Below are 25,888 nucleotides of genomic sequence, written 5' to 3'. Positions count from 1 at the left end.
TTGCTGCGGGGCGGTCAGTTCGCGGTGCCGGTGAGGTCGGTCAGGAGCTTGCGGACGTGGGAGTCGATGTCGTCGCGGACCAAGCGCATCCGCTCCATCCCTTCGATGCCGCGCTGAGAGGGCTCATCGGTGTGCCAGGTCGTGACCGGCGCGGTCATGCCCTCGACGGGTTTGATGACGGCTTCGTCACCGATGACGATCACGTGGTCGACGCTTCGCAGCAGCTCGGGGGTGACCGGCTGCGGGACGGCGGAGGACATGTCCGCGCCGACCTCGGCGATCGTCTCCGCGGACTGGGCGTTGATGGCGGTGCCCGGGCGGGTGCCGGCGGAATGCACGTCGACCTCATCCCCGGCGTGATGGCGCATGAGGGCGGCGGCCATCTGGGACTTGCCGCCGTTCTTCACGCAGACGAACAGGACTGAAGGGCGCTTCGTGGTCATGGCGAGGGGATCCTTCTGTGGGGTCATCGGGTGGGGGCGGTGGTGTCGCCGGGGAACAGGCGCCGCCCCATAGCGAGGGCGACGTAGACGAGGGCGACGAGGACGGGGACTTCGATCAGCGGGCCGACGACGCCGGCGAGGGCCTGGCCGGAGGTGACTCCGAAGGTGCCGATGGCGACGGCGATGGCGAGCTCGAAGTTGTTGCCCGCGGCCGTGAACGCGACGGTCGTGGACTTCGCGTAGTCGAGTCCGATCGCGCGGCCGAGCAGGAAGGACCCCAGGAACATGACGACGAAGTAGACCAGCAGCGGCAGGGCGATGCGGGCCACGTCTGCCGGTGCGGAGATGATCGCGTCGCCCTGGAGGGCGAACAGCAGCACGATGGTGAACAGCAGCCCGTACAGCGCCCAGGGACCGATCTTCGGGAGGAACCGCTCCTCGTACCAGGTCCGACCCTTGGCTCGCTCACCGAGGATGCGGGTCAGGAACCCTGCGACCAGCGGGATCCCGAGGAAGATCAGCACGCTGAGGACGATCGCGCCGATCGAGAACTCGGCCGACGTGGTCGGCAGCCCCAGCCAGGACGGCAGCGCCTGGAGGTAGAACCAGCCCAGGGCACCGAAGGCGATCACCTGGAAGACGGAGTTGATCGCGACCAGCACCGCAGCTGCTTCTCGGTCACCGCAGGCGAGGTCGTTCCAGATGAGGACCATCGCGATGCAGCGTGCGAGCCCGACGATGATCAGGCCGGTGCGGTACTCCGGAAGATCGGCCAGGAAGATCCAGGCCAGGGCGAACATGAGTGCCGGGCCGACGATCCAGTTCAGCACCAGCGAGGTCACCAGCAGGCGTCGGTCCGCGCCGATGCGCCGGGTCTCGTCGTAGCGGACCTTCGCCAGGACCGGGTACATCATCACCAACAGTCCGATCGCAATGGGCAGGGACACGGATCCGATCTTCACCGCCTCCAGCGCGGTGTTCAGGCCGGGGACGAACCGCCCCAGCAGGAGACCCACTGCCATGGCGGCCAGGATCCACACCGGGAGCCAGCGATCGAGGAATGACATCTCCTTCATCACGCGGGGCTGCTCCACATCCTTGGTGGTCGTACTCATGAGGGGGTCGAACCTTCCATCGACGGATATCAATGCGAAGGCTATGCTTCACATCGATGACTGTCAATGTAAGGTGGGGACATGTCCACGACGACCTCGATCACAGCTGCCGGGCTCGAGACGATGAACGGCCCTGAGGAGTGCTGCACGCTCTCAGCGGGGCCCGTCGACAGCGTCGAGGCCGAGAGGATCGCGTCCTTGCTCAAGGCGCTTTCCGACCCGACCCGTCTCCGGCTTCTCTCCCATGTCGCTGCTCAGGGCTGCAATTCGGTCTGCGCCTGTGATCTCACCGAGCCGTTGGGCATCAGCCAGCCGACCGTGAGTCACCACATGAAGAAGCTCGTCGACGCTGGCCTGCTCACGCGCGAGCAGAAGGGGCGCTGGGCGCACTACTCCGTCGTGCCGTCGGCCTTCGCCGAGCTCCGTTCCTTCCTCGACATCGCCTGAACCCCCGCCGCCGACTTTGACGATCCTCATGACCGCACGGTCCAGTGTCCTGTTCGGCTGAGCCCACAACGCCGGCTGCTCACAGATGGCGGACGGCTGGGTCTGCACCGTCGCCCACAGCGGCTCGGTGGCCAGGTCGCTGAGCGCCCGGCCCTGCCCGTTGCCATAATCGCACTCGGTGAGGTCGGCTTCGACCGTGGACAACACCGTGGCCGGCTGGCGCTCGACGAGAGCCCCCGCGGTCTGCGCGCACCGCCGCAGGGGGCAGGTCACCCCCGCGGCTACGGGCACTGCGGCGATCCTGTCCCCGGCCTGGGCCGCCTGCTCCCGCCCGGTGTCATCCAGCTCGACGCCGGGGGTCCTGTCGGTCAGGATCCCGGTCGCACTGGCCGTGGTGCGGCCGTGCCGCACGAGAAGTACCGTCGCCATCACTCCAGCCTACTGACGGGGCGCGAGCGCCTCAGCGTGACGGGTCACGGGGCAGGGGAGTCCACCGCAGGGTGAGGCCCCCGACGGCGGCCAGCGCCGCGTGGGCGTCGTCGGCGGCGTCCTCCAGCCCGTCCGCCACGTCTTCACCGGCCGAGGTGAGCAACAGGACGGCGTGGTCGTCCGCGTCGGGCTGCTCGCCCGGGTCGGCGCGCCAGCCGCCCCTGCCCCGCACGCCGTCCTCGTCCCCGGGCAGGGAGCTCAGCCACGCGGCGGCCGCCCGGGCCGCCCCGGGGCCGACGACGTCCAGCCGCAGGGTCGCGGGGGAGCCGTCGTTGCCCGGCGGGGTGCCCCACAACCAGCCCAGGTCAACCTGCCACGGCTGGATGCCCGCGGAGCTGCCCGGGGACGGAGGCTGCATCACGCCTCGGCGTCCGACTGGTCCGAGGCCCAGCCCGCCTCACCGATCCACCGCAGGGCGCTGAGCGAGGGCATGAAGAGGTACTCGCCTCCGGCCATCCGGTTGAAGGTGGTGATGCCGTCGATGCGCTTGCGGGCCGGCTCGGCGGGGATGGTGAACCGTCCCTGCGTCGGGTCGTCCTCGTGCAGACCGACGATCGGATCCCGCTCGGAGCCGAGGTCCACGAAGTTGCCTCCGTTGATCCACTCCTGCTGCATGAACTCGATCGTGTCGAAGGCCCGGGCGCTGATGAAGATGAAGTAGATCCCGCGGTCCTCCTTCGCGTCATCGGCCGAGGCCACCTCCGGCGACCACCCGGGACCGTAGGTCGAGGAGCGCCGGATGATCCGCTTGATGTTGACGTCCGTCATGATCGACAGATCGCTGTCCCGCGGGTTGAGGCGACGCATGTGGCTGGAGTGCGGGCACATCAGGCCCTTCGGGTCGTCCTCGAAGGTGAAGTCGTTGCGCCGCTCCGGGTCGTTGCCCAGCTCCTCGTCGTCGTGGTCCGGGGAGAGCACGAGTGGGGCGCCGCTTCGCCACCGGCCGAACATCTTCGCGGCGATCCGGTGCTGCTCCTCCGGGTCCGGGCTCTGCGAGGCCAGGTACTCGTTGAAGGCGCCCACCCGGCTGGCGAACTTGCGCAGCACCACGTAGGTCCCGTTGCGGCCCAGCACGTCCGGCTGCGGCACGGCCAGCGGGGAGCCCGTCTCGCTGTTCTCGCCCAGAATGAACTCGCCGGCGGAGATGGAGCGCTCCTGGCCCGGTTGTGGCCGCACCCCGCTGCCGGCCACCGTCGGCTGCGAGATGGAGTCCCGGAAGCCGAAGGGGTTCTTGTTCAGCTCGTCGACCCCGAACCGGTGGGTGGCCACCAGGGTCACTCCGGTGGAGTGCTCCAGCACCTCCTTCGCCTGGTCCAGGGCGGCGTCCAGGGCGTCGGCGTCGGCCGCGTAGATCGTCAGCGCGATGTGGCAGGCGTCCTGGGTGAACGCCTCGTCCCAGTGCTCCGGGGCGTTCGGTCCGGTGTCCATGAGCTGCTGAGCGCGGGCGGCCATCCCCTGCTGGTAGGGCAGCGGGAAGCTGGTCAGGGAGTCCTCGGGCAGCCCGAGGGCGCGCAGGCCGGCGTAGCTGATCGCCACGCCGGTCCAGGACTGCAGGTCGTCGGCCCAGTCCTGCGCGGAGGTCACGTGCTCGGCCAGGCGACGGACGAAGTCCCGGCCGCCTTCGGCCTCCTCCACGGTCAGCATGGCGTGGGCGCCGACGTAGGGCTCAGGCCGCGACCGCAGCACCAGGCCCTGGATGTCGTCCAGGTCCAGCTCGACCCGCTCCCGATCGAAACGTTCCTTCAGGTCCTTGAGCACGCCCATCTCAGTAGTCCACCGCCTCGGGGGTGGAGATCGTGTCGGTGAGCTGCTTCAGGGCGGCCGCCGTGTCCTCGTCCAGGTCGGTGCGCCCGGCCATCTGGTCCAGGAAGGTGTTCACCGCGTCCTCGGTGCGCTGCAGTCGGCGCGTGTCCACCACGGTGACCTGCGGGTTCGCCACGAACCACCCGGAGGCGGTGATCTGGTGGTCGGCGATGAAGTCCTTCACGGTCGGGCTGTCGATGCCCGGCCACCCCTCCACGTTCTGGAAGAGGAGGTCCATCAGCTCGGGGATCTTGGTGGCGAAGTCGTTGATGTACGCGTCCCAGTCGCCGTCGTAGGCCGTGGCGAAGAGGATGCGGGTGTTGTCGTCGAAGAAGACGAAGCGCATGTCGTGCAGCGTGGACACGCGCTGGGCGCCGTCCATGTTGCCGCGGGTCAGGTCGAAGATGCGCTGCAGCCGTTCGGCGCCGCCCGGCTTGAGGCGGGCGATCGCGGTCAGCTCCGAGACCTTGCCCGATCGCATCCCCACGCGGCCGGCGGAGTCGGCGGTGCCGGACAGGTCCGGGTTGTGCTCGCGGATCATCGCCTCGAGGGCGATCTTGGCCAGCGTGGGGGCGTCCTGGGCGACGTCCTCGACGGCGCGCTTGACGGCGTCGAGGCGGCTCTCGTCCTGCAGTCGGGGGTCGGGGCGGTCGTTCATGAGGTCCTCCTTCGAGAATCCTTCGGGATGAATGATGAGGGGCGGGGCCGGGATCAGTCCGGGATCTCGTCCAGCGTGGCCGGCTCGGGGGCCGGGCGGTCGTTGAACTCGTGGCGGTAGCGGGTGGACTGCTCGTAGGCGTGCCTGCGGACGCGCATGATCGAGCCCAGCGGCTGGTGCTCGACCACGCCGTTCCACGGGTTGAAGGTCAGGACGTCGTCGCCGTAGACGCGGCGGCGAGGGCTGTAGGTGTCCTGCGGGGCGATCCGCAGGGTCGCGACGGGCTGGTGGGGGGCCTGCTCCTCGTCCCAGAGCACGGAGGCGTCCTCCACGGGCATCTTCTCCAGGTCCGTCGCCAGCTGGGCGCGCAGCGTGTACTCCGCGCCCTCGTGGGAGAAGAAGTCCGCGACCACGTCCCGGATCGAGGAGAAGTCCTCTACGTCCATGTCCTGACCGGTCAGGGCGCGCACGTTCGCGGACTCCGGCGCCAGCGAGACCTTGGCGATGTGGTCGCCGTAGCGTAGGGCGCCCTGGGTGAAGTACGTCTCGCCGAGGATGTGGGCGTTGTCCCGCCCCAGGCCCTGCAGGGTGGCGCTGGGGGTCCCGCCCACGGCCTCTACGGCTCCGCGCACCACTCGGGCGGCGCCGGTGGCGAGCCGCTGCAGCAGCTCGGGGTTCTGGGAGTTCTTCTCCAGCAGTCCCAGCATCTCCTGGTAGCGGCCCACGGTGCCGAAGGCCAGCGTGGGGAAGTTGACCATCAGGAAGTCCTGGTTGTGGCCGCCCGGCTCGGACAGCAGGCGCTCGCCCTCCACGCCGATCACCTTCAGGGCCCAGCCCCGCGGGGCGGGGGTGCGGTCGGTGTGGATGTCTCCGGGGGCGGAGGACAGCCGTGCGACCGCCTCGTAGCGTCCCGGGCGGGCGAAGATGCCCTGCGCCAGCTCGGGAGCCAGGCCCTCGTGCACCTCCAGGGTGGCCTTGAGGATGGCGTGGCTCTTGGCGTGGGCGTCGCGATGGGCGTGCCGATGCCGGCCGGCGGCCTGGCGTTGGGCCTCGCCCATCTGCTCGAGGATCTCCCGGGTGATGGTCTCTTCGCGTTCGGCGGGGTGCTCGACGTCCGGTGTGAATCGCACGGGTTCGGTCATGAGTGCTGCGCCTCACTCTCTAGGGGTGCATTTACGCTACGATCAGTCGCGTAACCGTCATCAGCGATGCTAGGGCGGTCACAGGATCCGGGGCAAGGGCAGGAGGACGGTGCAGACGAAGACCGCGAACCGAAGCGCGGGCAGGCCCCGCCGTCAAGACGTCGAGGAGACGGTGCTGGCGGCGGCCGTCGCGCTGGCCGGGGACGAGGGGTACGCCGGCGCCACCGTGGACGCCGTCGCCGCCCGGGCGGGGGTGGCCAAGACGACGGTGTACCGGCGGTGGCCGTCCAAGGAGGCGCTCGCCGTGGACGCCCTCGCCGCAGCGCTGGACCTGCCGCCTGCCGATCCGGATGGGCCGGAGCCGGGGGCGACGCTGTGCCGCGCCGTCCGCCGTCTGGCCGCGCAGATCCAGACCACCCCGGTCCGGGCGCTCCTGGGCGGCCTGCTGACCCAGGCGATGCGCGACCCCGAGACGCGGGCGCGGCTGCGCTCGCGGTTTCGCGAGCCGTTCCTCCGGGAGGCCCTGGCGGATCCCGCCGGGGACGCCGACCTGGACCCCGCCGCGGTGGACCTCGCCTTCGACCTGGTCGTCGGCACGCTGCTGCACCGGCTGGCGACGGTGGGCGACGTCGGCCAGGCCGAGCTGGAGGCCATCCTGGGGGCCGCCGTCGGTCTGCTCTCGGGGCGGCCTGCGTCCGGGTGACGCCCGAGGCGGCCTCTCGGGCCCGCAGCCTCTCGGAGATCGCCGCCACGCGCCGGGAGCCGGCCGACGTGCCCCGTCAGCCTCCGAACACCGCGCGCAGCACCGTCACGCCGATGGCGCCGATCACCGCGGCGGCCGGGAGGGTGATGACCCAGGCCAGCGCGATCGGCTTCATCAGATTCCAGTTCGCTGCCCGGTTCACGATGCCCACGCCGAGCACCGCGCCGATCAGGATGTGGGTGGAGGACACCGGCAGTGCCAGCATGGATGCGGCCATGACGACGCCGGCCGCGGCGAGCTCGGCGGTGAAGCCGGACGCCGGGTGCATCTCGGTCAGTCCGGTGCCGACGGTCTTGATCACGTTGCGGCCGATGAACCACAGGCCGCAGACCAGGGCGATGCCACAGGCCAGCATCAGGGCGCCGGGCACGGCGGCTTCGGCGTTGATCTGGTCGGTGCGGAGCACGTCCACGATCGCCGCGAACGGACCCACCGCGTTGGCGATGTCGTTCGAGCCGTGGCTGAAGGCGAACGCGGAGGCCGTGAACACCTGCATCCAGCTGAACAGCAGGTAGGTGGACCGGGACAGGGACTGCTTCTTCAGGGTCTTGGCGAGGATGAACACGGCCATCCACACGGCGGCACCCACCATGAGCATGATGAGGATGTTGCCGACGTTGTCGATGTTCAGATCCAGGTTCTTCAGACCCTTGAACAGCAGCATCGAGGAGATGACGATCGAACCGCCGGCCGCCAGCAGCGGCACCCAGACCTCCAGCGCGTGCTGCGAGTTGACCTCGTCCTCCTTGGACTCGATCGCATCCATCTCGCGGTAGTAGTCCGACTCCAGCTCGTCCGGATGGTAGTCGTGGCCGGAGGACTTGGTGGCGGCGTCGCGGGCCATGGCGTTGGTGTAGGCGATCTGCTGCACCTCGGAGAGGCGCTCGAACGCCGTCTTGTGCTTCTTCCGCAGCTCGATGCGCTCCAGCCGCAGCTCGCGCATCTTGGCGTCGGCCTCCTCGTTGTAGGCGAGGATGTGCTTCTTGATCGCCCGGTACAGGACCCAGGCGACGAGGCCACCCAGCGTGGGGGAGAGGACCCAGGACAGAGCGATCTTGCCGATCTCGCCCCACTGCACCATCTCGAAACCGCCGGCGCCGGTCTGCAGGCCCAGGGTCACCGCCGCGCCGACGATGCCGCCGACGATCGAGTGCGTCGTGGAGACCGGCCAACCCATCTGGGTGGCGATGAGCAGCCAGAGGGCGGCGCCGATCAGGGCCGCGAGCATGATGAACACGAAGTCCATCGGCGGCAACTCCACGCTGTCGAGGTCCACGATGCCGCTGCGGACGGTCTCGGTGACCTCGCCGCCGGCGATCACGGCGCCGCTGACCTCGAAGACCGCGGCCACGAGCAGAGCCTGCTTCAGGGTCAGCGTGCCGGCGCCCACGGAGGTGCCGAACGAGTTCGCCACGTCGTTTCCCCCGATGTTGAAGGCCATGAACATGCCCACGACGATCGTGGTGATCAGCAACGTCGTGTACGTGGTGTCCGTGAAGCCGAGCGCCCAGGAGATGCACAGGGCGAGCGCCCCGATGGTGAGGATGCCGAAGGCGAGGTGCCAGGTGGTGTCGGGCCCCAGGAACCCGTTGCGTTTCAGCTCTGGGGCTTCGGTGGTGGAGGAGGACATGAGGGGTCCCTTCTGCTCGGGGTCGACCCTGCTGATCGGGGTCGACCACGAACGCCACCTTCCGCCAGTGACCTGACGCCGTCGTGACGGCTGGCTTGCGGAGCCGTGAACCGCCCGCGACGGGTTGCAGTCCTGCGCCTGGGGCGGATTCGCTGTCGCTGCGGCGTGAGGCTGGTGGGCGCTGTCACCCTTGCCCGAGATTCGGTTGTGTACGACCATGAGAGTTCAGTCCCCACCGGCGAAAGGGCCCCAGACATGTCCCGCATCCTGATGATCCTCACCTCGCACGACCAGCTGGGCGACACCGGCCGCAAGACCGGGTTCTGGCTCGAGGAGTTCGCCTCGCCCTACTACGTCTTCACGGACGCCGGCCACGAGGTCACCCTCGCCTCGCCCCGCGGCGGCCAGCCGCCCATCGACCCGACGAGCTCGCAGCCGGAGATGCAGACCGAGGCCACCCGCCGGTTCGACCAGGACGAGGAGGTCAAGGCCGCCCTGGCCCACACCACGCCCCTGGCCCAGGTGGACGTGGACGGGTTCGACGCCGTCTTCTACCCGGGCGGTCACGGCCCGCTGTGGGACCTGGTGTCCGACGCCGACTCCACGCGGATCATCCTCGACAGCGACGCGGCCGGGCGCCCGCTCGGCCTCGTCTGCCACGCGCCCGGGATCCTGCACCCGATCACCGCCGCCGACGGCACCCCGTTTGTGCGCGGCCGTCAGGTCGCCGGGTTCACCAACGGCGAGGAGGAGGCCGCCCAGCTGACGGACGTCGTCCCGTTCCTCGTCGAGGACTCGCTGATCGCCGCCGGCGGGGACTATCGCAAGGGCCCGGACGGGGAGAGCTTCGTGGTCACGGACGGCACCCTGGTGACCGGCCAGAACCCGGCCTCCTCCGCCGACGCCGCCCGCCGCCTTCTCGACCTGCTCGCGGGCTGACCCCCGCCGAGCCCGCCACCCCAACCCCTGAGGAGACCACCATGAGCACCCCCACCCGCACGCGCGAGATCCACCTCGCCTCCCGCCCCCACGGTGCCCCGACGCCGGAGAACTTCCGCCTCACGGAGGTCGAGCTCCCCGAGCTCGCCGAGGGCCAGGTCCTCGTGCGCAACACCGTGATGTCCGTGGACCCGTACATGCGCGGCCGCATGAACGACGTCGAGTCCTACGTGCCCCCGTTCCAGCTCGACGCCTCCCTCGACGGCGGCGCGGTGGGCACCGTGATCGCCTCGCGCCACGCGGACGTGCCGGAGGGCACGTCCGTGCTCCACGGCCTCGGCTGGCGCGAGCACGCCGTCCTCGACGGCGACACCGTCCAGGCCGTGGACACCTCCCAGCTCTCGGACAGCGCCTACCTGGGCGTGCTGGGCATGACGGGTCTGACCGCCTACACCGGCCTCGTGCACGTCGCCGAGATGCAGGAGGGCGACGCCGTGTTCATCTCGGGCGCCGCGGGGGCCGTCGGCTCGGTCGCCGGCCAGATCGCCCGCCTCCTGGGCGTCTCGCGCGTCGTCGGCTCGGCCGGCACGCCCGAGAAGGTGGCGTGGGTGAAGGAGCTGGGCTTCGACGCCGCGTTCAACTACCACGACGGCTCGCCCACAGACCTGCTGGCCGAGGCCGCGCCGGAGGGGATCGACGTCTACTTCGACAACGTGGGCGGCGACCACCTCGAGGCCGCCATCGCCGCGATGCGGGTCGACGGCCGCGTGGCGATGTGCGGTGCGATCGCCCAGTACAACTCGACGGAGCCGCCGGCCGCCCCGCGCAACCTCGCGCTGGCAATCGGCAAGCGGCTGACCCTGCGCGGCTTCGTCCTGCAGAAGTACGCGGCGCAGGTCCGTCCCGAGTTCCTCGAGCGCGTGGGCCCGTGGGTCGCCGACGGGAAGATCCAGTGGGACGAGACCGTCCGGGAGGGTCTGGAGAACGCGCCCCAGGCGTTCATCGACCTGCTCGAGGGCGCCAACACGGGGAAGATGGTCGTCCGGCTGTGACGAGCGACGGCGCGCTCGGGGGCGGCATGGCCACCTTCCGGCATCAGGGCCTGACCTTCGATGTCCGCGACGGCGGGCCGGCCGAGGGGGAGGTGGTCCTGCTGCTGCACGGCTTCCCGCAGGACGCCACGTCCTGGAGGCACGTCGAGCCGCTGCTGCACGCCGCGGGGCTGCGCACCCTCGCGCCGGACCAGCGCGGCTACTCCCCGGGGGCCGCTCCGCGGGCGACGGCGGCCTACCGCCTCCCGGCGCTCATGGGGGGACGCCGTCGCGCTGGCGGACGCGGCGGGGGCGCGGCGCGTCCACGTCGTCGGCCATGACTGGGGCGGCGCCGTCGCCTGGGCGCTGGCCACCGCCCACCCCGAGCGCGTCGCGTCCCTGACCGTCCTGTCCACGCCGCACCCGGCCGCCCTGGCCCGCGCCCTGCGCGGCCCGGACCAGCTGCGCCGCAGCTGGTACATCGCCGCCTTCCAGACACCGGCCCTCCCCGAACGGATCCTCGCGCGACGGCTGGGCTCCCTGCTGCAGCGGGGGCAGGTCCCCGGGGCGGAGCACTACGCCCGCCGGTTCTCCACCCCGCAGAGCCTGCGCGGCCCGGTGAACTGGTATCGGGCGAACCCGGATCTGGTGACCACCACGCGCAGCGCGCCCGTGTCGGTCCCCACCACATACGTGTGGGGCACCCGGGACGCGGCCCTGGGGCCGCGGGCCGCCGAGCTCACGGCTAGGTGTACTCGGCCATCACGTTGATGACACTCGTTGAGCGGGAGTCTTGCCTCCAAGCGCGGTGTGGCCACGCTCAGTGTTGTACTCATGGAGCCACCGGGCAAGGGCGTCCGTGCGTTCAGTATTCGAGGCCCAGACCTGGCTGTAGGCCCATTCCTGCGCCAGCGTCCGGTTGTACCGCTCGACCTTGCCGTTCTGCCACGGGCAGTGCGGCCGGATGAACTTCTGCCGTGCACCCAAAGCTGAGACCGCTTCCTTGAACGCCTGCGAGTTCTTGTACGCCAAGGCGTTGTCCGTCATGACCCGTTCGATCCTGTCGATGCCGTGCTCAGCGAAGTACACCGCGGCCCGGGCCAGGAACCCGGCGCACGTGGGCCCGGTCTCATCCGGCAAGGCCTCGCTGTACGAGAGCCGGGAGCAGTCGTCGACCATCGAGTGCACATAGTCGTACCCGATCTTGGGTCGACGTCCTTTGAGCGGAGCGGTAGCCGCCCTGCCATGCGCACGCCACCCGCCCCCGTCCGGGATCTTCCCGATCTTCTTCACGTCTACGTGCACCAACTGGCCAGGACGGTCTTTCTCATACCGGTGAGTGGTGGCCTTCGAAGAACGGATCACTTCCCCGGTCACCGGATCAAGACAGGCCAGGGCAGGCATCTGGTGACGGGCCAGGATCCGGTTCACCGTCCTGGCCGGGACCCCGACTCTGGTGCTGATCCAGTCCTGACCCCGCCGGTGCGTGCTGCGGGCCTGAAGGACTTGCTGTTCGGTCTGGGCGCTGGTTCTGCTCGGACAGTGGTGAGGCCTGCTGGAACGATCCTGCAGCCCGTGTTCGCCCTCGGTGCGGTAACGGGAGACCCACCGGTGCGCGCACTGACGCGAGATGCCCATCAAGGCCGCGGCGTGGGCCACGGGCATGCCCTCTTCCAGAACCCGGTGGACCAGTAGCGTCCTTCCATACAGGGTCAACCGGGCGTTAGCGTGGGACATGAGAACCTCCGTGGTGATTGGGATGCCGTTGACAAGCCCCACTTCACCCGGAGGTTCTCTTCATCGTCAACGGACTATCTGTCACCAACGTCATGGCCGAGTACAGCTAGGCAGGTGGCGGGGGAGTACCGGTTCGTGAAGCTCGACGCGGACCACTGGCTGCCCGAGCGTGAGGCGGACGCCGTCGCCCGGGCGATCCTGGACCGGGTGCGCTGACCCGGGCTCCGTGCGCGGGCCGCTCCCGCCGTCTCAGCGCGGCCCGACGGCCTCGGTGATCCGGTTCAGCTGGTCCATGAGGGCCCGGCGCTCGGTGACGTCGAGGGGGATCCGGGTGAGGGCGTCCGCCGGGACCGTCCGGGCGGACTCCCGCAGCGCTCGTCCCTCGTCCGTCAGCCGGACCAACACGCGCCGCTCGTCGTGGACGTCGCGCTCCCGCGTGACGAGCCCCATGCCGGCCAGGCGCCGCACCAGGGGCGTGATCGTCCCGTTGTCCATGCCGAGCCGGTCCCGCAGCGCCCCGACCCCCAGCGCCCCGGCGCCCGGCGTCGGCGCATCCGTCGCGGCCGAGGCGTCGCTCTCCACCTGCCACAGGGTGAGCATCACGAGGTACTGCGGGTAGGTGAGGCCGAGGCGGGAGAGCAGGGGGCCATAGCCGCGCGTGACGGCGCGCGTCGCCCGGTGCAGGGCGAAGCAGAGCTGGTCCTCGAGAGCGAGGCTGGGGGTCGGCGCGGCATCCATGGAAGAGATTCTAGTGGTCGCTGGGGAACGACTTGGTTGCGCGCGACCTAACCGGGTGGCAGGCTGGAGCCGACTCGTCCCGCACGGGGCGGGCGGATGAAAGGACCTCCCATGGAGACCATCTACACCGCCGAGGCGCTCAGCACCGGCGCCGGCCGTGACGGCCATGTCCGCACCACCGACGGGCGGGTCGACCTCGACCTCGCCGTGCCCACCGAGATGGGCGGCTCCGGTCAGGGCAGCAACCCCGAGCAGCTGTTCGCCGCCGGCTACGCCGCATGCTTCCACTCGGCCCTGCAGATGGTCGCCCGCGCCTCCCGTGCCGACATCACCGACTCCTCCGTCGGCGCGCGCGTGGGCATCGGCCGCCAGGGTGAGGGCTTCGGTCTGGAGGTCACCCTCGAGGTCGTGCTGCCCCATGTCCCCGCGGACCAGGCCCGCGCCCTCATGGAGCAGGCGCATCAGGTGTGCCCCTACTCGAACGCCACCCGGGGCAACATCGACGTCGTCCTCGAGCTCGGGGAGGCGTGATGACGAAGCGCCGGCAGTCCATCCCCCTCTCCCAGACCGCCGCCCGCCTCGGCCTCGGCGGGGTCATGACCGCCGCGGGGCTGTCCCACCTCACCGTGGCGCGCCGTGAGTTCCGCGCCCAGGTGCCCTCGTGGGTCCCGCTCCCGGCGGATCTCGTGGTGCTCGGATCCGGCGTCGCCGAGATCGGCCTCGGGGCCGCTCTGCTGGCGCTCCCCGGGCAGCGTCGCCTCACCGGCACCGCCCTGGCGGCCTTCTACACCGCGATCTACCCCGGGAACATCGGGCAGTACGCCGAGCGCAAGGACGGCTTCGGGCTGGACACGGACGGCCGCCGCCTGGCGCGGCTGTTCGGCCAGCCCGCCCTCATCGCGGCCGCCCTGTGGGCCGCGGGAATCCCCGAGCGGGAGCCGGGCGGGCGCCGCTGACGCCGTCGCCGGTCCTGCGGCCCTGGGCCGGATCCGGGCACGTGCCCGGAGCTGGCGTGATCTCACCCCGCCGCGAGGCGCGGCCCTCTGTAGGGTGCCCCGTCGCAGGTGCCCCGGAGGCGTGCGGGCCGTCTGGCCGTCAGCCCTGACGCATCGTCCCGGTCTCGATGAAGCGCTGGTGCCAGGCCAGGGCCTCGTCCATCAGGTGTGGGGTGTGCAGGCCGCCCGAGTCACGCATCGCGCGGTCGAAGTAGTCCTGCAGCTGCTCCTTGTAGTCCGGGTGCGCGCACGTGTCGATGATCGTGCGGGCGCGCTGCTTCGGGGAGAGGCCGCGCAGGTCGGCCAAGCCCTGCTCGGTGACCACCACGTGCACGTCGTGCTCGGTGTGGTCCACGTGCGAGACCATCGGCACGATGCAGGAGATGTCCCCGCCCTTGGCCGTGGAGGGGGTGAGGAAGAAGGAGGTGAACGCGTTGCGGGCGAAGTCGCCGGAGCCGCCGAGGCCGTTCATCATCTTCGTGCCCATCAGGTGGGTGGAATTGACGTTGCCGTAGAGATCGGCCTCGAGCATGCCGTTCATGGCGAGGATGCCGAGCCGGCGCACGAGCTCTGGGTGGTTGGAGATCTCCTGGGTGCGCAGGATCAGCTTGTCTCGGTACTTGCCGGCGTTGGCGTTGAACTCCTCCGCCTTCTCCGTGGACAGGGAGAACGCAGTCGCCGAGGCCAAACGCAGGGTGCCGGAGTCGAGGGCGTCGAGCATGCCGTCCTGGACCACCTCGGTGAAGGCGGTCAGACCCTTGAACCGGGACTTCACCAGTTCCGCCATCACGGCGTTGGCGATGTTGCCCACGCCGGACTGCAGCGGGAGCAGGCGCTCGTCGTAGCGGCCGTGCTGCACCTCGTGCTCGAAGAAGTCGACGAGGTGCTGTGCGATCGCGATCGAGTCGGCGTCGGCCGGCTTGAACGCAGAGTTGCGGTCCGGCCCGTGAGTCTCCACGACCGCCACGACCTTGTCCGGGTCGCACACGAAGTACGGCTGGCCGATGCGGTCGGCCGGGTCCATGATCATGATCGGCTTGCGCTGCGGCGGCAGGGCGGTGCCGTAGTAGACGTCGTGCAGCCCCTCCAGGTCCTCGGACTGCCAGGAGTTCACCTCGAGGATGACCTGGTCCGCCAGGTCCAGCCAGGACTTGTTGTTGCCCACCGAGGAGGAGGGGACGAGGGTGCCGTCCGCGCGGATCGCGGAGACCTCGATCACGGCGGTGCGCATGGGGCCGTAGAAGCCGTTCCACACCGTCTGCGCCAGGTGGGACAGGTGGGTGTCGATGTACTCGATGTCGCCCGAGTTGATCTTCGCACGCATGGTCGGGTCCGACTGGAACGGGGTGCGCAGGGCGACGCCGTCCACCTCGGCCAGCGCGCCGTCCATCTCGGTGGAGGTGGAGGCGCCGGTGTGCAGGTTGATCTGGAAGTCCTCCCCGCGGGCGTGGGCGGCCTTGATGCGTTCGGCCAGTGCGGTCGGTACGGCCTTCGGGTAGCCCGATCCGGTGAAGCCGGACATGCCCACCGTGGTGCCCGGCTCGATGAAGGCCGCGGCCTTGTCGGCGGACATCACCTTGGCGCGCAGACCGGGGTGGTGTATGCGGGATGACATGGGGCCTCCATGGGGTGAGCGAGTGAGACGGGCCACCGTCCAGGGTACCCCCGGGGCAGGGAGCAGGTGTCAGCCGTCGCCCTGCAAGGACCACGGCGGTCCAGGGCGCGGCCGCCGGCTGTGGTGCCCGTTCTTCGCCTGCACGTGCCGGCCTGCGGCAGCGGCTAGGTTGTGGCGTAGTCCCCGCCGTCCTCTCGAAGGAGCCGCCATGGCCGTGGCCGCCGACGCCCCCGACTTCCTCGTCGAGCTCGCCGACGGCACCGTGAAGCAACGCAACCCGTTCACCGGCACCGAGGTGTGGACCGTCCCCGGCCGCGGCGACCGCCCGCTGGGCGTGGCCCGCCCTGCCGCCGTCCGGCTGGACCCGTCGATGCATGGCCGCCACTGCGCCTTCTGCTCCGACCGGGTCCGGGAGACCCCGCCGGAGAAGTCCCGCTCCGTGAGGGACGACGACGGCACGCACCGCACGCTGTCGGCCGTGCCTGCCGAGGAGCTCGACGCCACCGTGGCCGAGTTCCGGCGGGTGCCGAACCTCTTCGAGATCCTCAGCTACGACTACTGGCACCTCAACCACGGCTACGAGCTGTCCGAGTCCGTGCGTGCCAGCCGGGACGCCTACCTCGCGACCGAGGAGGGGCGCGCCCACGTGCTCGCGGTGATCGAGAACAAGCTGCGCGCCTCCGGCAAGACCGACGACGAGATCTGCGGCATGACCGAGGACGAGCGGATCGAGGCGGCCTCCGGCTTCTTCGGCGGCGGGCACGACGTGGTCATCGCCCGGCGCCACTTCGTGGACGGGGCCGAGACGGACCACGAGCTGGCGTCGTCCGGAACCCTGACGCCGGAGGAGCACCGCGAGTTCATCCGGTTCACCGCCGAAGCCGCGAAGGACCTCTACGCCATGGACCCGGGCGTGCGGTATGTGTCCGTGTTCCAGAACTGGCTGAAGCCGGCCGGCGCCTCCTTCGACCATCTGCACAAGCAGCTGGTGGCCATCGACGAGCGCGGGGCGCAGAACGAGGCCGTCCTCGCCGCCGTGGCGAAGAACCCCGACGTGTTCGAGGACTGGGCCGTGGGATATGCGCGGAAGCGCGGCCTCGTGGTGGCGCAGAACGCGCACGCGGTCCTGTTCGCCGGCTTCGGGCACCGCTATCCGACGCTCGAGGTCTGGTCCACCGCCGAGGCCTCGGAGCCGTGGGAGCACTCCGCCGAGGAGCTCGGCGCGGTGTCCGACCTGCTGCACGCCGCCCATGCCGCGACCGGCGCGGACGTGCCCTGCAACGAGGAGTGGCACACCCGCCCGGCCGGAGTGGACGTGCGCATCCCCTGGCGGTTCTGCCTGAAGTGGCGCGTCTCCACCCTCGCCGGCTTCGAGGGCGCCACCAAGGTCAACGTGAACACCGTCAGCCCGTGGACGCTGCGGGACCGGGTGCTGGCACGGTTGCGCGAGCTGCAGGCGGACGGAGCGCTCGCCGCGGGGATCGAGCTGGCCTGAGTCAGTCCATCCGAGGCCGGCGCCGGGCCTGCTTGATCTCGGAGCGGCGCCTCTTCCCCTCGAGCCGGCGGCGCTGGGAGCCGCGCGTGGGCTTGGTGGCCCGCCGGTGCTTCTGAGGCGTCAGCGCCTCCTCGAGCAGGGCCGCCAGCCGCTCGCGGGCGGCCACGCGGTTGCGGCGCTGAGCCCGGTGCTCGGCGGCGTCGATCGTCAGGACGCCAGCGGTCAGCCTGGCGGCCAGGCGCTGCAGGACCCGTTCGCGCTGGGCGTCGGTGAACACGGAGCACTCCGTGAGGTCCAGGCTGAGCTGCACGCGTGAGTCCGTGGTGTTCACGCCCTGACCGCCGGGGCCGGAGGCCCGCGCGAACCGCTCGGTCAGCTCTGCAGCCGGGATCATGAGTCCGCGCGGCGCACCGGGGCACGGGGCGACGCGCAGATCCTTCATGCCCTCCAGTATCCCGTGCAGACACAATGGGGCCATGAGCCACCGCACCCTGATCGTCATGCGCCACGGCAAGTCGGACTGGTCCGTCCCCGTGGACGACCGGCACCGGCCGCTGAAGAAGCGCGGCCGGCGCCAGGCGGCCGAGGCCGGGCGCTGGCTGGCCGCGAATACTCCGACGATCGACCTCGCCGTCGTCTCGCCAGCCGTCCGCGCCGCCGACGCCTGGCGTCTGGCCGCCGCCGAGCTCCCGGACGCCGTCCCCGAACGCGTCGAGGAACGGGCCTACACCTTCGACGGCGCCGACCTGCTGGAGATCGTCCGCGGCCTGGCCTCCGCCCCGGAGGCCCGGGACGCGAACACCGTGGTCCTGGTCGGCCACAGCCCGGCCTGCGACGAGCTCGTCGCCCACCTGACCGGAGAGCCGGTGACGATGAAGACGTCCGGGCTGGCCGTCGTCGTGATGCAGCAGTGGGGAGGGCCCGCTGAGCTGACCGCCCACGGGCGGCCACCCGGAAGCGAGGACTGAGCAGGACGGTCAGGCCTCGAAGCGGACCTGGACGGCGGCCTCGACCGTGACGTTCTCCGGGACCACGGCGATGCCCTCGCCGCCGTTGGCCCCGTAGGCGCGGGCGAAGCGGACACCGGAGTCCTGCGCGGCCTCGCCGCCGGAGAGCAGCCCCGGATCGGCGACCTCGAGCACCCGGACCTCCCCGGCCCCGGCCGCGGCGGCCATGACCTGCGCGCGGCGTCGGGCGTCGGCGACGGCCTCGGTCAGCGCGGACTCCTCGAGCTCTCGATGGGTGGCCTCCGTCAGCTGCCAGTCCACCCAGCCGATCTCGAGGGGAAGGCGGAGCGCCCACTCGGAGACGCGCTCGCCGAGGACGGAGGCGTCCGTGAAGACGGCGGTGACCGCCACGGACACCACGTGCCGCAGGACGGTGGGGCGGCCGTGCTCGTCTTGGTCGCGCTCCACATGGGTGCCCGGCGCCTGGACAACGTACTCGTCCAGCAGGCCGCCGGCCTTCAGATCCAGCAGCTCACCGGACAGGCGGGCGGCCTCCTGCCGCACCGTCTCCAGCGCCGCGGCCCTGTCCGGGCCGGATGCCTCCACACGCAGGCGGAGCCTGCCGAGCTCGGGGGAGCGGCTGATGCGGTGATGGCCGTGGACGGTGATGCGCATGGGCCGAGCGTAGCCGGAGGGTGTCTCAGTACCGCCAGTCTCCGTCGTCGGACCCAAACCACGGGTTGGGTTCCGGGGCAGGCTCGTGGGCGTTCAGGATGAAGGCGACGCGGTCGTCGTCGCCGTCGAAGGCCTCGTACTGGAGGCGGAACATCGTGGAGTAGTGCGCGTCGTTCCGAGCCCACCCCTGGCGGACCAGGCGGTCGATGCGGCGGCGTGCGAGCGCCTCGTCGATACCGGGTTCGTCCAGGGCCTCCCGGACGCGCTTCCACTCATCCGGCGCAAGATGCTCGCGATGGGCGATGAGCGCATCGAGTGCCGCCACCTTGTCCGCCGTCTCCAGGCCTTTCCACCCGGTGTGGTGCTCCTCGACCACGGTCACCGGTGCCTTGATCTCGGGCTCGCGCATGGCGGACTCCCAGTCGAAGTCCTCCTCCTGCATCAGCCGGTGGAGCCGGTTCAGGACCATGCATCCCGGAATGTGCCGTTCCCGCGCGGGGAGCATGGCACGGCAGCGCTCGGCCAGCGCAGTGGGAGGTCTGCCGATCCTGACGCCGATCTCGAAGGCGTCCTCGGTCTCCGGCAGCACGTCCGCCAGCCGCTCATAGTCCTCGCGCGCCCACGGCATGCCGTATCGGGACTCGCCTGCGGTGATGGTCATGGTCTTTCCTCCCTCCGGCGAGGCCCGTCCTCGCCTCCATCCATCGTGACCCGAATGCCGAGGCCGCCGGGGAGTTGTCCACAGGTCCGGGCGGGCGGTGGCGCGCGTCGTGCCGCCTGGCCCTCAGCCTAGGGTGGAGCGCATGACCCAGGACACCGCCGCCGAGACCAGCCCGAGCCTCGACCAGCTGAAGGAGCTGGTCCCGTACCTGAGCCGCTGGCTCGCCACCCAGGTGGAGGTGCAGCAGGTGCCCGGCGCCCAGGTGGCCGTCCGCCTCGGCGACGAGCTGGTGCTCTCCGAGGCCTACGGCGAGGCCGACCAGGCCACCGGCGAGGTGCTCACCACCGACCACCTGTTCCGTGTGGCCAGCCACTCCAAGACCTTCACCGCCGTCGCCGTGATGCAGCTCGTGGAGGCCGGCCGCCTCCGTCTGGACGACACCGTGGCGGACCTGCTGGACGACTACGCCGACACCCCGCTGGCCGGCGCCACCGTCCGCGAGCTGCTCAGCCACACGGCCGGCGCCATCCGCGACGGCGTGGACGCCGACTTCTGGCAGCTGGACAAGCCGTTCCCGGACGCCGAGGCCCTGCGTGCGACCGTGGCCGAGCACGGCGCCACCTACCAGCCGCAGGAGCACTTCAAGTACTCCAACATCGGCTACGGCGTCCTCGGGGCGATCATCGAGCGCCTCGCCGGCGCCGACTACGTCACCCACATGACCTCGGCGGTGCTCGCGCCGCTCGGCCTGGAGAAGACCAGCCCGGAGCTCGCGGAGGCCCAGAAGGAGGGCGCCCCGCGCCTGGTCACCGGGCACTGTCGCCCGCACGGCCGCAACCGCTCCCGGGTGACGGTCGGGAACCCGACCACCGGCGCGCTGGCCGCCGCCACGGGCTTCGTGTCCACCGCGGAGGAGCTCAGCCGTTTCTTCGCCTCGCTCACCGTCGGCAGCGGCGGCCTGCTCACCGACCGCAGCCTGCGCCTGATGCAGCGGCCCGAGTCCACCGTCCCGCGCGGCGGTGAGACGGGGACCTATGGCCTCGGCATGATCGGGGCCACGGTCGGCGAGCGGAAGACCGTCGGCCACTCCGGGGGCTTCCCCGGCCAGATCACCCGCACCCTCGTGGACCCGGACGGCGGCCTCACCGTCTGCGTGCTGACCAACGCCGTGGACGGCCCGGCCGAGTCGTTGGCCGTCGGCCTGGTCGAGCTGATCGACCTGCTCACCACCGCCCCCGCTGCCTGGCAGAAGCTGCCCGAGAACGTCACCGAGGAGGACCTGAAGCGCCTCGCCGGCCGCTACTGCTGCCTCTGGGGCGAGACGGATGTGGTGTACGGCGGCGGCCGGCTGCTCATGCTCGACCCGACCGTCTCCACGCCGCTGACCGCAGCCCAGGAGCTGCGCGCTCTGGACGCCACCACGCTGCGGGTGCAGGACAAGGACGGCTTCGGCGCCTCCGGCGAGCAGATCCCCTTCGACGTGGACGAGGACGGCACGGTCACCCGCATGCGCATCACCGGCGTCAGCAGCTGGCCGGAGGAGCAGTACCTCGCCCGCCGCGGCGCTACCCTGATGCCATGAGCGCGCCGCACCCCACCGTCACCACCGGACTGTTCCTGCTCCTGCTGCAGGAGGACGGACGCCCCGAAGCCCTGGGGCAGTACACCGGCTACGGACTGGCGGGCGCGATGCTCGCGGACCTCGCCGCGGCCGGCCGTGTGGACGTGGCGGACGAGGGGCACCTCATCCAGGTCACGGACCCGACGCCCACCGGTGACCCGCTGCTGGACGAGGGCCTGACCCGGTTCCTCGGCCATGACGGCAAGCGCGTCTCGATCGCGCTGACCACCATCGGCCGCACACTCGAGCACGCCGTGGGAGACTACCTTGCCGAACGCGGCGTCGTGGAGGTCGAGGAGGGCGGCTGGCTGGGCCTGAAGCCCCGCCGCTACCCGGAGGCGGACGGCTCCATGGAGGCGGAGCTGCGCGAGGGACTCATCGAGGTGCTGCGCGGCGCCGAGCCGACACTGCAGCAGCACGCGATGCTTGGGCTCATCAGCGCCCTCGAGATCCCCACGGCCGTCTTCGACAAGCAGGACACCGGCCTGACCAACCGTGAGCTCAAGGCCCGCGCCTTCGAGCTGCGTGAGAGTGCCGGTCCTGCGGTCGCCGGCGTCTCGCGTGCCGTGCGGGCCATGCACGCCGCCGTGATGACCGGGGCCCTGTCCGCCAACGTCAGCAACGGCTGAGGGCCTGAACCGCGGGCCCGCACATCGACCGCTGCAGAGGAAGGTGCCATGCAGATCCGAGATCTGAACGACCTGAGAGCCGACCTGCTCGGCCGGGAAGCGGTGGAGGCCACGGCCCGGCGGCCGGTGGCGAACATCGTGGCGACCGTGCTGCTCTTCCTGTGGCCGATCGGGGTCGTCGGCGGGATCCTCATGATGGTCCTGGGCCGGAACGAGCCGACGCTGCCCGCCACGGGTGCGGTCATGATCGGCGTCGGCGTTCTCCTGCTGGCCGTGGCCTTGCTGCTGCGCCGCCATGCCCGCACCGCGCCCTGGCATGTGTGGCGGCTGGATCCGCAGGGCATCACAGTGGCCGGCGTGGGCCCGCTCCCGTGGGAGTACGTCGGTCCGCCGGAGAGGCGCCTGGTCCGCTCGGCCTACTCGGACGGACAGGAGCTCGGCTGGTGCCTGCCGCTCACCCAGGAGGGGATCGCCTGGATGCAGACGCTCGACGACGGCTGTCGCCAGGTCTTCGATCCCTCGCTCCGTCCGCGGCTGATGGTCATCGGCCGGCGGCGGCCTCAGGTGGTCCGCCTGATGCCGATGCGCGATGCGGACATGGGCGACTGGGTCGCCGTGGTGGGCGAGGCCTGGGAGCGCTTCGGCGGTCGGTGACGTGCAGGCACCTGCGGGGTGCCGTCGTCCGCGGACGCGGACGCTTCTCTCAGTCTGGTGTTCGGGGTTGCGCCGGTCCTGCGACCGGTCCGCGCCAATGTCACGGCCCGGTCACGATCCGCTGTGCGGGCGGCAGGACTGGACTGATGTGACCTTGTCCTGGCTAAGGTAAGGCAAGGTGAGCCCGCACACAGCGTGGTCCCTCAGCTCACAAGACGGCCCGCACGAGGGGAAGGACCGAACAGATGACGTTCACCGAGAAGACCGAGCTCCAGGACAAGGTTGAGCGCCGCCACGGAGCCAAGGCCTGGGCCGCGCTCGGCGTGGCCGCACTCATGTTCACGGCTGCCTGCAGCGACGGCGGGGACACCCCCGGCGACGATGGCGACGCGAGCAAGGACGCGCAGGTCGAGGAGACGGTCGACGAGAAGGACGACGACCAGAAGGACTCCGACGAGGACCAGAAGGACTCCGACGAGAAGGACGACAAGGACTCCGACAAGGACTCCGACGAGGACGAGGACGACGACGACGAGAAGGACGACGACCGGGACGACGACGCGTCGGGCGCCGAGGAGGAGCTCCGCGAGGCCCTCGAGGACCAGGAGACCTGGACGGAGCAGAAGGCCACCATGCGCGTGGACGCGTCCGAGGAGCAGATGCAGAAGATCGTGGATCTTCTCTCCGAGTCCGACGAGAACATGACCGAGCAGGACCGCAAGTCCCTCGAGGACGCCATGGACATGGTCCGCGAGGTGTCCGTGGAGTTCCAGGCCCGCTCCACCACGGACGCCCCGCTGGCGGACATGAAGGACCTCACCGGCCTCGACTGGTCCTTCGTGGCCGATCTGGGCAACGGACGCTCCGTGGAGATGATGGAGGTCGGCGAGTCCGAGTACTTCCTGCGTGCCGACGTCCTGGAGATCCTGCGTTCCATGGGCTCGGACGGCAAGCAGCAGGCCGAGCAGCTCGAGCAGTCGTTCAGCGACGTCCCGAAGGAGCAGGAGTGGATCGTCGACTTCGTCAAGGGCTCCTGGCTGGGCCTGGACAAGGCCCTCGGCTCCGAGTTCGACAAGGCCGTCTCTGAGGAGACCAAGCGCATCGAGGACGAGGCCGGGGACCAGAAGTCCGCCGACTTCGCACTGGACTACGCCGACGTCGAGAAGGACGGCGACGAGACCTATGTGATGAACGTCAAGCTCAAGGAGATGTTCGAGGACAATCCGGAGATGCTGGAGTCCGCCTCGGCCTCCACCTCCGAGTTCGACTCCGCCGAGTCGTCCTCCCCGTCCACTGACTCCTCCGCAGACGTGGACGAGGTCCTCGATTCCCTGAACGACAACACGTTCCCGGTGACCTTCACGGTCAAGGACGGCAAGGTCACGGCCGTGGAGATGGACGTCATGGACATCCTCGACGTCATCGAGCCTCCGGCCGACGCCGAGGAGGACGAGGTCAAGACCTTCGAGGAGATGAAGGAGGCCGAACTGCCGATCTCCGTGGAGCTCTCGGACAAGGCCGACAGCCTCGAGGTCCCGAAGGACGCCGTGGAGCTGACCGAGGAGGACTTCGAGAACGTGTTCGGCGCTCAGAACGGCTCCGGCTCGGGCTCTGACTTCGATTCGGGCTCCGGTTCCGACTTCGACTCGGACTCTGACTTCGGCTCCGGCTCCGACTCCGACTCGGATTCCGACTCCGACTCGGACTCCTGATCGGACTCCCCGCCAGGCCTTACTGGCCCTGACACGAGATCGCCCCGGGACCATGGTCCCGGGGCGATCTCGTCTGCCGTGCTCCCGTCCCGGGGCTACGTGGCCTCGGCGTAGGAGCGCACCTGCGCGACGGTCAGCGGAAAGGTGACCGGTGCGTCCGGGAAGAGCAGCCGGCCTGCGGCCTCTGCCGCCTCAGTCGCCAGTCTCCCGGCGCTGTCCGCCTCGTGCGTCGGGCCGTGCAGCACCACTTCATCGTGGACGAAGAACACCAGCTGCGTGCCCGGTGCCTCGTTGTGCAGCCGCCGGCGAAGCTCGCCCATCCAGCACAGGGCCCACTCCGCCGCGGTGCCCTGCACCACGAAGTTGCGGGTGAAACGCCCGGCCGCGCGGCGCAGGGAGCGTGCCCGTGACTCAGCGGCCCGGGTCTGTCTGTCCGCCACCGCCTCCAGCCAACGCTGCTCCGGCTGAGGGGACCACCGGCCGAGCCATGTGCACACCTGGTTGCCGGACTCTCCCATGGCGGCGGCGCGCTCGAGCAGGCCGATCGCCTGCGGGTAGAGCCGGCGCAGGTGGGGGAGCAGGGCGGCAGAGTCGCCGGTGGTGGAGCCGTACATGGCACCGAGCAGGGCGATCTTCGCGCGAGAGCGGTCGTCCAGGGCGGTTCCCCGGGTCCGCCCCTGCTCGGCCACCTCACGGTAGAGGTCCTCGGTGGTGCCGGCCCCGGCGAGGGCCGGGTCTGCGGACATGGCGGCGAGGATGCGCGGCTCCACCTGGGAGGCGTCGGCCACGGTGAGCACGTGGCCGGGGTCTGCGCGGACGGCGTCCCGCACCACGGCGGGCACCTGCATGGCGCCGCCGCCGTGGGCGGCCCACCGTCCGGTGACCACTCCGCCCACCAGGTAGCGGGGATGGAAGCGTCCCTCCTTCACCCAGCTGTCCAGCCAGTGCCAGCCGTTGGCGGTGTGCAGTCGGGAGCGGGCCTTGTACTCCAGCAGGGCCTCGAGCATCCGTGCGCGCTCTTGCCTGAGGGTGCCGCCGGAATCGATCCACTGCTTCAGGTCCGACTGACGTGTGGAGTCCACGGTGACGCCGGCGTTCTGCAGCGCCCGCAGCAGAGACGGTGGGGAGTCCGGATTCAGGCCTGGGGCCCCGAGGTCCTCCGCCACCTGCTCGGCCAGCTCCTGCAGTCGGGCGGGACGCTCACCCTCGGCCGGGCGGGGACCGAGGATGTCAGTGAGCAGCGCGTCGTGCACTTCCGCGTCCCAGGGCAGGCCCGCTGTGTGCATCTCCTCGGCGATCAGCGCGCCCTGGGACTCCGCGGTGACCAGCATCCACAGCCGGTCAGGGCGGGCCGAGCCGCCGATCGCCTCCCGCTGGCCGCGGGCCTCGGCAGCGAGCGTCGGGGCGTCCGGCACCCCCGGCGAGGCATCCGCGGTCAGGTCGAAGAACGCGTCCTGCTCCGGTCCACGGCGTGGGGGCGCGGCGAGGGGGTCCGCTGGGACGTGCACGGGAATCTCGACCACCGGGGCGTAGGAGACCTGCGCTCCGCCGGCCGTGGCCGCGGTCCTGAGGATCCGCTGGGAAAGGGAGAGGTCCCAGGCACGGCGCACACGCAGTCCGGCGTCGAGCCAGGTGCCGTACTCGGCACCGACCGACGCCAACACCCAGCGGATGTGGTCCGCAGGCAGACGGAGGCGGCCGGGCAGAGCGTCCACGAGCCCGGCCACGGCCCCGGCGGGGCAGGAGTCCAGGGGAGCGGCGTCCCTGCCGTCCACGTCCAGGGCCCACCAGGTGCCGGGTGTGCCGGCGGAGGCGGGAGCGGGACCCAGGACGACGAGCATGAGCCTCATTCTGCCCTGGAGCCGGGCGGGGGAGGGGAATCGGGCGGCTTGCACGCCCGCGGACGCGCAGAGCACACTGTGCCGATGCACCGGCGCGCAGCGGGCCGC

28 protein-coding genes and 1 pseudogene are annotated in these 25,888 nt (G+C 70.7%); 14 read left to right on the top strand and 15 right to left on the bottom strand.

The features are described 5' to 3' along the window. Positions 1-14 precede the first annotated feature (14 nt). Both CEQ11_RS10045 and arsB read right to left on the bottom strand, forming a co-directional pair. Positions 15-443: a low molecular weight phosphatase family protein gene (locus CEQ11_RS10045; protein ID WP_088478505.1), complete on the bottom strand. Its 429-nt coding sequence runs from the start codon at positions 441-443 to the stop codon at positions 15-17. A 23-nt stretch (positions 444-466) separates the two neighbouring features. Next, a complete protein-coding gene (arsB, locus tag CEQ11_RS10040; protein WP_088478504.1) occupies positions 467-1,558 on the bottom strand; it encodes an ACR3 family arsenite efflux transporter in 1,092 nt (363 codons plus the stop codon). An 81-nt stretch (positions 1,559-1,639) separates the two neighbouring features. On the opposite strand from arsB, the gene CEQ11_RS10035 reads away from it, so the two are divergent. Continuing rightward, a complete protein-coding gene (locus CEQ11_RS10035) occupies positions 1,640-2,005 on the top strand; it encodes a helix-turn-helix transcriptional regulator (RefSeq protein ID WP_088479010.1) in 366 nt (121 codons plus the stop codon). An 84-nt stretch (positions 2,006-2,089) separates the two neighbouring features. Here the strand turns inward: CEQ11_RS10035 and CEQ11_RS10030 are convergent. From CEQ11_RS10030 to CEQ11_RS10010, 5 genes and pseudogenes are all read right to left on the bottom strand, one after another. Beyond that, a pseudogene (locus CEQ11_RS10030) lies at positions 2,090-2,434 on the bottom strand (histidine phosphatase family protein); the annotation flags it as partial. Between the two features lie 31 nt (positions 2,435-2,465). Further along, positions 2,466-2,852, bottom strand: a complete 387-nt coding sequence (locus CEQ11_RS12940) for a hypothetical protein (protein WP_102957518.1) — start codon at positions 2,850-2,852, stop codon at positions 2,466-2,468. After that, on the bottom strand, positions 2,852-4,258 hold the full coding sequence (locus CEQ11_RS10020) for a Dyp-type peroxidase (RefSeq protein WP_088478503.1): 1,407 nt from the start codon (positions 4,256-4,258) through the stop codon (positions 2,852-2,854). Before CEQ11_RS10020 ends, CEQ11_RS12940 begins: the two co-directional genes overlap by 1 nt. A gap of 1 nt (position 4,259) precedes the next feature. Beyond that, the gene (locus CEQ11_RS10015; RefSeq protein ID WP_002855262.1) at positions 4,260-4,955 is read right to left on the bottom strand and encodes a hypothetical protein; all 696 of its coding nucleotides are present in this window, start codon (positions 4,953-4,955) and stop codon (positions 4,260-4,262) included. 53 nt (positions 4,956-5,008) lie between these two features. Further along, positions 5,009-6,097: a catalase family protein gene (locus tag CEQ11_RS10010; protein WP_102957517.1), complete on the bottom strand. Its 1,089-nt coding sequence runs from the start codon at positions 6,095-6,097 to the stop codon at positions 5,009-5,011. Between the two features lie 109 nt (positions 6,098-6,206). Here CEQ11_RS10010 and CEQ11_RS10005 point away from each other — a divergent pair, with 109 nt between their 5' ends. Then, positions 6,207-6,800, top strand: coding sequence for a TetR/AcrR family transcriptional regulator (locus CEQ11_RS10005; protein WP_193763016.1), 594 nt, complete (start codon positions 6,207-6,209; stop codon positions 6,798-6,800). Positions 6,801-6,876: 76 nt separating this feature from the next. Here CEQ11_RS10005 and CEQ11_RS10000 read toward each other — a convergent pair whose 3' ends face one another. Next, positions 6,877-8,490, bottom strand: a complete 1,614-nt coding sequence (locus CEQ11_RS10000; protein ID WP_088478501.1) for an inorganic phosphate transporter — start codon at positions 8,488-8,490, stop codon at positions 6,877-6,879. Between the two features lie 255 nt (positions 8,491-8,745). Between CEQ11_RS10000 and CEQ11_RS09995 the strand changes: the two genes are divergently transcribed. Genes CEQ11_RS09995 through CEQ11_RS09985 form a run of 4 tightly spaced genes read left to right on the top strand, consistent with a single transcriptional unit; the run spans position 8,746 to position 11,231 of the window. Continuing rightward, positions 8,746-9,429: a type 1 glutamine amidotransferase domain-containing protein gene (locus CEQ11_RS09995; protein ID WP_088478500.1), complete on the top strand. Its 684-nt coding sequence runs from the start codon at positions 8,746-8,748 to the stop codon at positions 9,427-9,429. 41 nt (positions 9,430-9,470) lie between these two features. Further along, complete coding sequence (locus CEQ11_RS09990; protein ID WP_088478499.1) at positions 9,471-10,481, top strand: NADP-dependent oxidoreductase; 1,011 nt, start codon at positions 9,471-9,473, stop codon at positions 10,479-10,481. Beyond that, complete coding sequence (locus CEQ11_RS13305; protein WP_255397965.1) at positions 10,478-10,801, top strand: alpha/beta fold hydrolase; 324 nt, start codon at positions 10,478-10,480, stop codon at positions 10,799-10,801. The genes CEQ11_RS09990 and CEQ11_RS13305 overlap by 4 nt, the downstream gene beginning before the upstream one ends. Further along, positions 10,755-11,231, top strand: a complete 477-nt coding sequence (locus tag CEQ11_RS09985; protein ID WP_255397956.1) for an alpha/beta fold hydrolase — start codon at positions 10,755-10,757, stop codon at positions 11,229-11,231. Before CEQ11_RS13305 ends, CEQ11_RS09985 begins: the two co-directional genes overlap by 47 nt. Here the strand turns inward: CEQ11_RS09985 and CEQ11_RS09980 are convergent. Both CEQ11_RS09980 and CEQ11_RS09970 read right to left on the bottom strand, forming a co-directional pair. Beyond that, positions 11,223-12,197 carry an IS481 family transposase gene (locus CEQ11_RS09980; protein WP_088478831.1) on the bottom strand — a complete coding sequence of 325 codons (975 nt, stop codon included), beginning with the start codon at positions 12,195-12,197 and terminating at the stop codon, positions 11,223-11,225. The two genes, CEQ11_RS09985 and CEQ11_RS09980, sit on opposite strands and share 9 nt — an antisense overlap. Positions 12,198-12,446: 249 nt before the next feature. Continuing rightward, on the bottom strand, positions 12,447-12,935 hold the full coding sequence (locus CEQ11_RS09970) for a MarR family winged helix-turn-helix transcriptional regulator (RefSeq protein ID WP_088478498.1): 489 nt from the start codon (positions 12,933-12,935) through the stop codon (positions 12,447-12,449). Positions 12,936-13,046: 111 nt separating this feature from the next. On the opposite strand from CEQ11_RS09970, the gene CEQ11_RS09965 reads away from it, so the two are divergent. Both CEQ11_RS09965 and CEQ11_RS09960 read left to right on the top strand, forming a co-directional pair. Then, the gene (locus tag CEQ11_RS09965; RefSeq protein WP_088478497.1) at positions 13,047-13,466 is read left to right on the top strand and encodes an organic hydroperoxide resistance protein; all 420 of its coding nucleotides are present in this window, start codon (positions 13,047-13,049) and stop codon (positions 13,464-13,466) included. Then, complete coding sequence (locus tag CEQ11_RS09960; RefSeq protein WP_088478496.1) at positions 13,466-13,891, top strand: hypothetical protein; 426 nt, start codon at positions 13,466-13,468, stop codon at positions 13,889-13,891. The genes CEQ11_RS09965 and CEQ11_RS09960 overlap by 1 nt, the downstream gene beginning before the upstream one ends. A 139-nt stretch (positions 13,892-14,030) precedes the next feature. Here CEQ11_RS09960 and CEQ11_RS09955 read toward each other — a convergent pair whose 3' ends face one another. After that, a complete protein-coding gene (locus tag CEQ11_RS09955) occupies positions 14,031-15,545 on the bottom strand; it encodes an acetyl-CoA hydrolase/transferase family protein (RefSeq protein ID WP_088478495.1) in 1,515 nt (504 codons plus the stop codon). Positions 15,546-15,753: 208 nt separating this feature from the next. On the opposite strand from CEQ11_RS09955, the gene CEQ11_RS09950 reads away from it, so the two are divergent. Next, positions 15,754-17,040 (top strand): DUF4921 family protein, encoded by a 1,287-nt coding sequence (locus CEQ11_RS09950; protein ID WP_088478494.1) that lies wholly within the window; start codon positions 15,754-15,756, stop codon positions 17,038-17,040. A 1-nt stretch (position 17,041) separates the two neighbouring features. On the opposite strand, the gene arfB is transcribed toward CEQ11_RS09950, so the two are convergent. Then, positions 17,042-17,482 (bottom strand): alternative ribosome rescue aminoacyl-tRNA hydrolase ArfB, encoded by a 441-nt coding sequence (gene arfB / locus CEQ11_RS09945; protein ID WP_088478493.1) that lies wholly within the window; start codon positions 17,480-17,482, stop codon positions 17,042-17,044. Positions 17,483-17,516: 34 nt separating this feature from the next. Here arfB and CEQ11_RS09940 point away from each other — a divergent pair, with 34 nt between their 5' ends. Continuing rightward, positions 17,517-18,008: a histidine phosphatase family protein gene (locus CEQ11_RS09940; RefSeq protein WP_193763015.1), complete on the top strand. Its 492-nt coding sequence runs from the start codon at positions 17,517-17,519 to the stop codon at positions 18,006-18,008. Between the two features lie 9 nt (positions 18,009-18,017). Here the strand turns inward: CEQ11_RS09940 and CEQ11_RS09935 are convergent, their stop codons facing one another. Further along, complete coding sequence (locus CEQ11_RS09935; RefSeq protein WP_088478491.1) at positions 18,018-18,662, bottom strand: SIMPL domain-containing protein; 645 nt, start codon at positions 18,660-18,662, stop codon at positions 18,018-18,020. Between the two features lie 25 nt (positions 18,663-18,687). Then, positions 18,688-19,323, bottom strand: a complete 636-nt coding sequence (locus CEQ11_RS12935; RefSeq protein WP_067189364.1) for a hypothetical protein — start codon at positions 19,321-19,323, stop codon at positions 18,688-18,690. A 142-nt stretch (positions 19,324-19,465) separates the two neighbouring features. Between CEQ11_RS12935 and CEQ11_RS09925 the strand changes: the two genes are divergently transcribed. From CEQ11_RS09925 to CEQ11_RS09910, 4 genes are all read left to right on the top strand, one after another. Continuing rightward, positions 19,466-20,905, top strand: coding sequence for a serine hydrolase (locus CEQ11_RS09925; RefSeq protein ID WP_067189360.1), 1,440 nt, complete (start codon positions 19,466-19,468; stop codon positions 20,903-20,905). After that, positions 20,902-21,573 (top strand): GPP34 family phosphoprotein, encoded by a 672-nt coding sequence (locus CEQ11_RS09920; protein WP_067189358.1) that lies wholly within the window; start codon positions 20,902-20,904, stop codon positions 21,571-21,573. The genes CEQ11_RS09925 and CEQ11_RS09920 overlap by 4 nt, the downstream gene beginning before the upstream one ends. Before the next feature lie 48 nt (positions 21,574-21,621). Beyond that, positions 21,622-22,227: a hypothetical protein gene (locus tag CEQ11_RS09915; RefSeq protein WP_067189356.1), complete on the top strand. Its 606-nt coding sequence runs from the start codon at positions 21,622-21,624 to the stop codon at positions 22,225-22,227. Between the two features lie 245 nt (positions 22,228-22,472). Then, positions 22,473-23,939, top strand: a complete 1,467-nt coding sequence (locus tag CEQ11_RS09910) for a hypothetical protein (RefSeq protein ID WP_067189354.1) — start codon at positions 22,473-22,475, stop codon at positions 23,937-23,939. A 95-nt stretch (positions 23,940-24,034) separates the two neighbouring features. Here the strand turns inward: CEQ11_RS09910 and CEQ11_RS09905 are convergent, their stop codons facing one another. Beyond that, positions 24,035-25,780 (bottom strand): bifunctional 3'-5' exonuclease/DNA polymerase, encoded by a 1,746-nt coding sequence (locus CEQ11_RS09905; protein ID WP_088478490.1) that lies wholly within the window; start codon positions 25,778-25,780, stop codon positions 24,035-24,037. Between the last annotated feature and the right edge of the window lie 108 nt (positions 25,781-25,888).

Source organism: Micrococcus sp. FDAARGOS_333, from assembly GCF_002206575.2.
Taxonomy (GTDB): domain Bacteria; phylum Actinomycetota; class Actinomycetes; order Actinomycetales; family Micrococcaceae; genus Micrococcus; species Micrococcus lylae.
Note: the sequence above shows the minus strand (reverse complement) of the source record. Positions and strands in the feature narration are given on the sequence as shown.

Bases quoted from the DNA above. Each gene is read 5' to 3' on its own strand.
- CEQ11_RS09915 (WP_067189356.1), top strand. From the start codon at position 21,622: ATGCAGATCCGAGATCTGAACGACCTGAGAGCCGACCTGCTCGGCCGG.
- CEQ11_RS10000 (WP_088478501.1), bottom strand. From the start codon at position 8,490: ATGTCCTCCTCCACCACCGAAGCCCCAGAGCTGAAACGCAACGGGTTC.
- CEQ11_RS09910 (WP_067189354.1), top strand. From the start codon at position 22,473: ATGACGTTCACCGAGAAGACCGAGCTCCAGGACAAGGTTGAGCGCCGC.
- CEQ11_RS09970 (WP_088478498.1), bottom strand. From the start codon at position 12,935: ATGGATGCCGCGCCGACCCCCAGCCTCGCTCTCGAGGACCAGCTCTGC.
- CEQ11_RS09960 (WP_088478496.1), top strand. From the start codon at position 13,466: ATGACGAAGCGCCGGCAGTCCATCCCCCTCTCCCAGACCGCCGCCCGC.
- CEQ11_RS10010 (WP_102957517.1), bottom strand. From the start codon at position 6,097: ATGACCGAACCCGTGCGATTCACACCGGACGTCGAGCACCCCGCCGAA.
- CEQ11_RS09965 (WP_088478497.1), top strand. From the start codon at position 13,047: ATGGAGACCATCTACACCGCCGAGGCGCTCAGCACCGGCGCCGGCCGT.
- CEQ11_RS09905 (WP_088478490.1), bottom strand. From the start codon at position 25,780: ATGCTCGTCGTCCTGGGTCCCGCTCCCGCCTCCGCCGGCACACCCGGC.
- CEQ11_RS10045 (WP_088478505.1), bottom strand. From the start codon at position 443: ATGACCACGAAGCGCCCTTCAGTCCTGTTCGTCTGCGTGAAGAACGGC.
- CEQ11_RS10035 (WP_088479010.1), top strand. From the start codon at position 1,640: ATGTCCACGACGACCTCGATCACAGCTGCCGGGCTCGAGACGATGAAC.
- CEQ11_RS09935 (WP_088478491.1), bottom strand. From the start codon at position 18,662: ATGCGCATCACCGTCCACGGCCATCACCGCATCAGCCGCTCCCCCGAG.
- CEQ11_RS12940 (WP_102957518.1), bottom strand. From the start codon at position 2,852: ATGCAGCCTCCGTCCCCGGGCAGCTCCGCGGGCATCCAGCCGTGGCAG.
- CEQ11_RS09920 (WP_067189358.1), top strand. From the start codon at position 20,902: ATGAGCGCGCCGCACCCCACCGTCACCACCGGACTGTTCCTGCTCCTG.
- arfB (WP_088478493.1), bottom strand. From the start codon at position 17,482: ATGAAGGATCTGCGCGTCGCCCCGTGCCCCGGTGCGCCGCGCGGACTC.
- CEQ11_RS12935 (WP_067189364.1), bottom strand. From the start codon at position 19,323: ATGACCATCACCGCAGGCGAGTCCCGATACGGCATGCCGTGGGCGCGC.
- CEQ11_RS10015 (WP_002855262.1), bottom strand. From the start codon at position 4,955: ATGAACGACCGCCCCGACCCCCGACTGCAGGACGAGAGCCGCCTCGAC.
- CEQ11_RS09925 (WP_067189360.1), top strand. From the start codon at position 19,466: ATGACCCAGGACACCGCCGCCGAGACCAGCCCGAGCCTCGACCAGCTG.
- CEQ11_RS09940 (WP_193763015.1), top strand. From the start codon at position 17,517: ATGAGCCACCGCACCCTGATCGTCATGCGCCACGGCAAGTCGGACTGG.
- CEQ11_RS09955 (WP_088478495.1), bottom strand. From the start codon at position 15,545: ATGTCATCCCGCATACACCACCCCGGTCTGCGCGCCAAGGTGATGTCC.
- CEQ11_RS09980 (WP_088478831.1), bottom strand. From the start codon at position 12,197: ATGTCCCACGCTAACGCCCGGTTGACCCTGTATGGAAGGACGCTACTG.
- CEQ11_RS09990 (WP_088478499.1), top strand. From the start codon at position 9,471: ATGAGCACCCCCACCCGCACGCGCGAGATCCACCTCGCCTCCCGCCCC.
- arsB (WP_088478504.1), bottom strand. From the start codon at position 1,558: ATGAGTACGACCACCAAGGATGTGGAGCAGCCCCGCGTGATGAAGGAG.
- CEQ11_RS10020 (WP_088478503.1), bottom strand. From the start codon at position 4,258: ATGGGCGTGCTCAAGGACCTGAAGGAACGTTTCGATCGGGAGCGGGTC.
- CEQ11_RS09995 (WP_088478500.1), top strand. From the start codon at position 8,746: ATGTCCCGCATCCTGATGATCCTCACCTCGCACGACCAGCTGGGCGAC.
- CEQ11_RS09950 (WP_088478494.1), top strand. From the start codon at position 15,754: ATGGCCGTGGCCGCCGACGCCCCCGACTTCCTCGTCGAGCTCGCCGAC.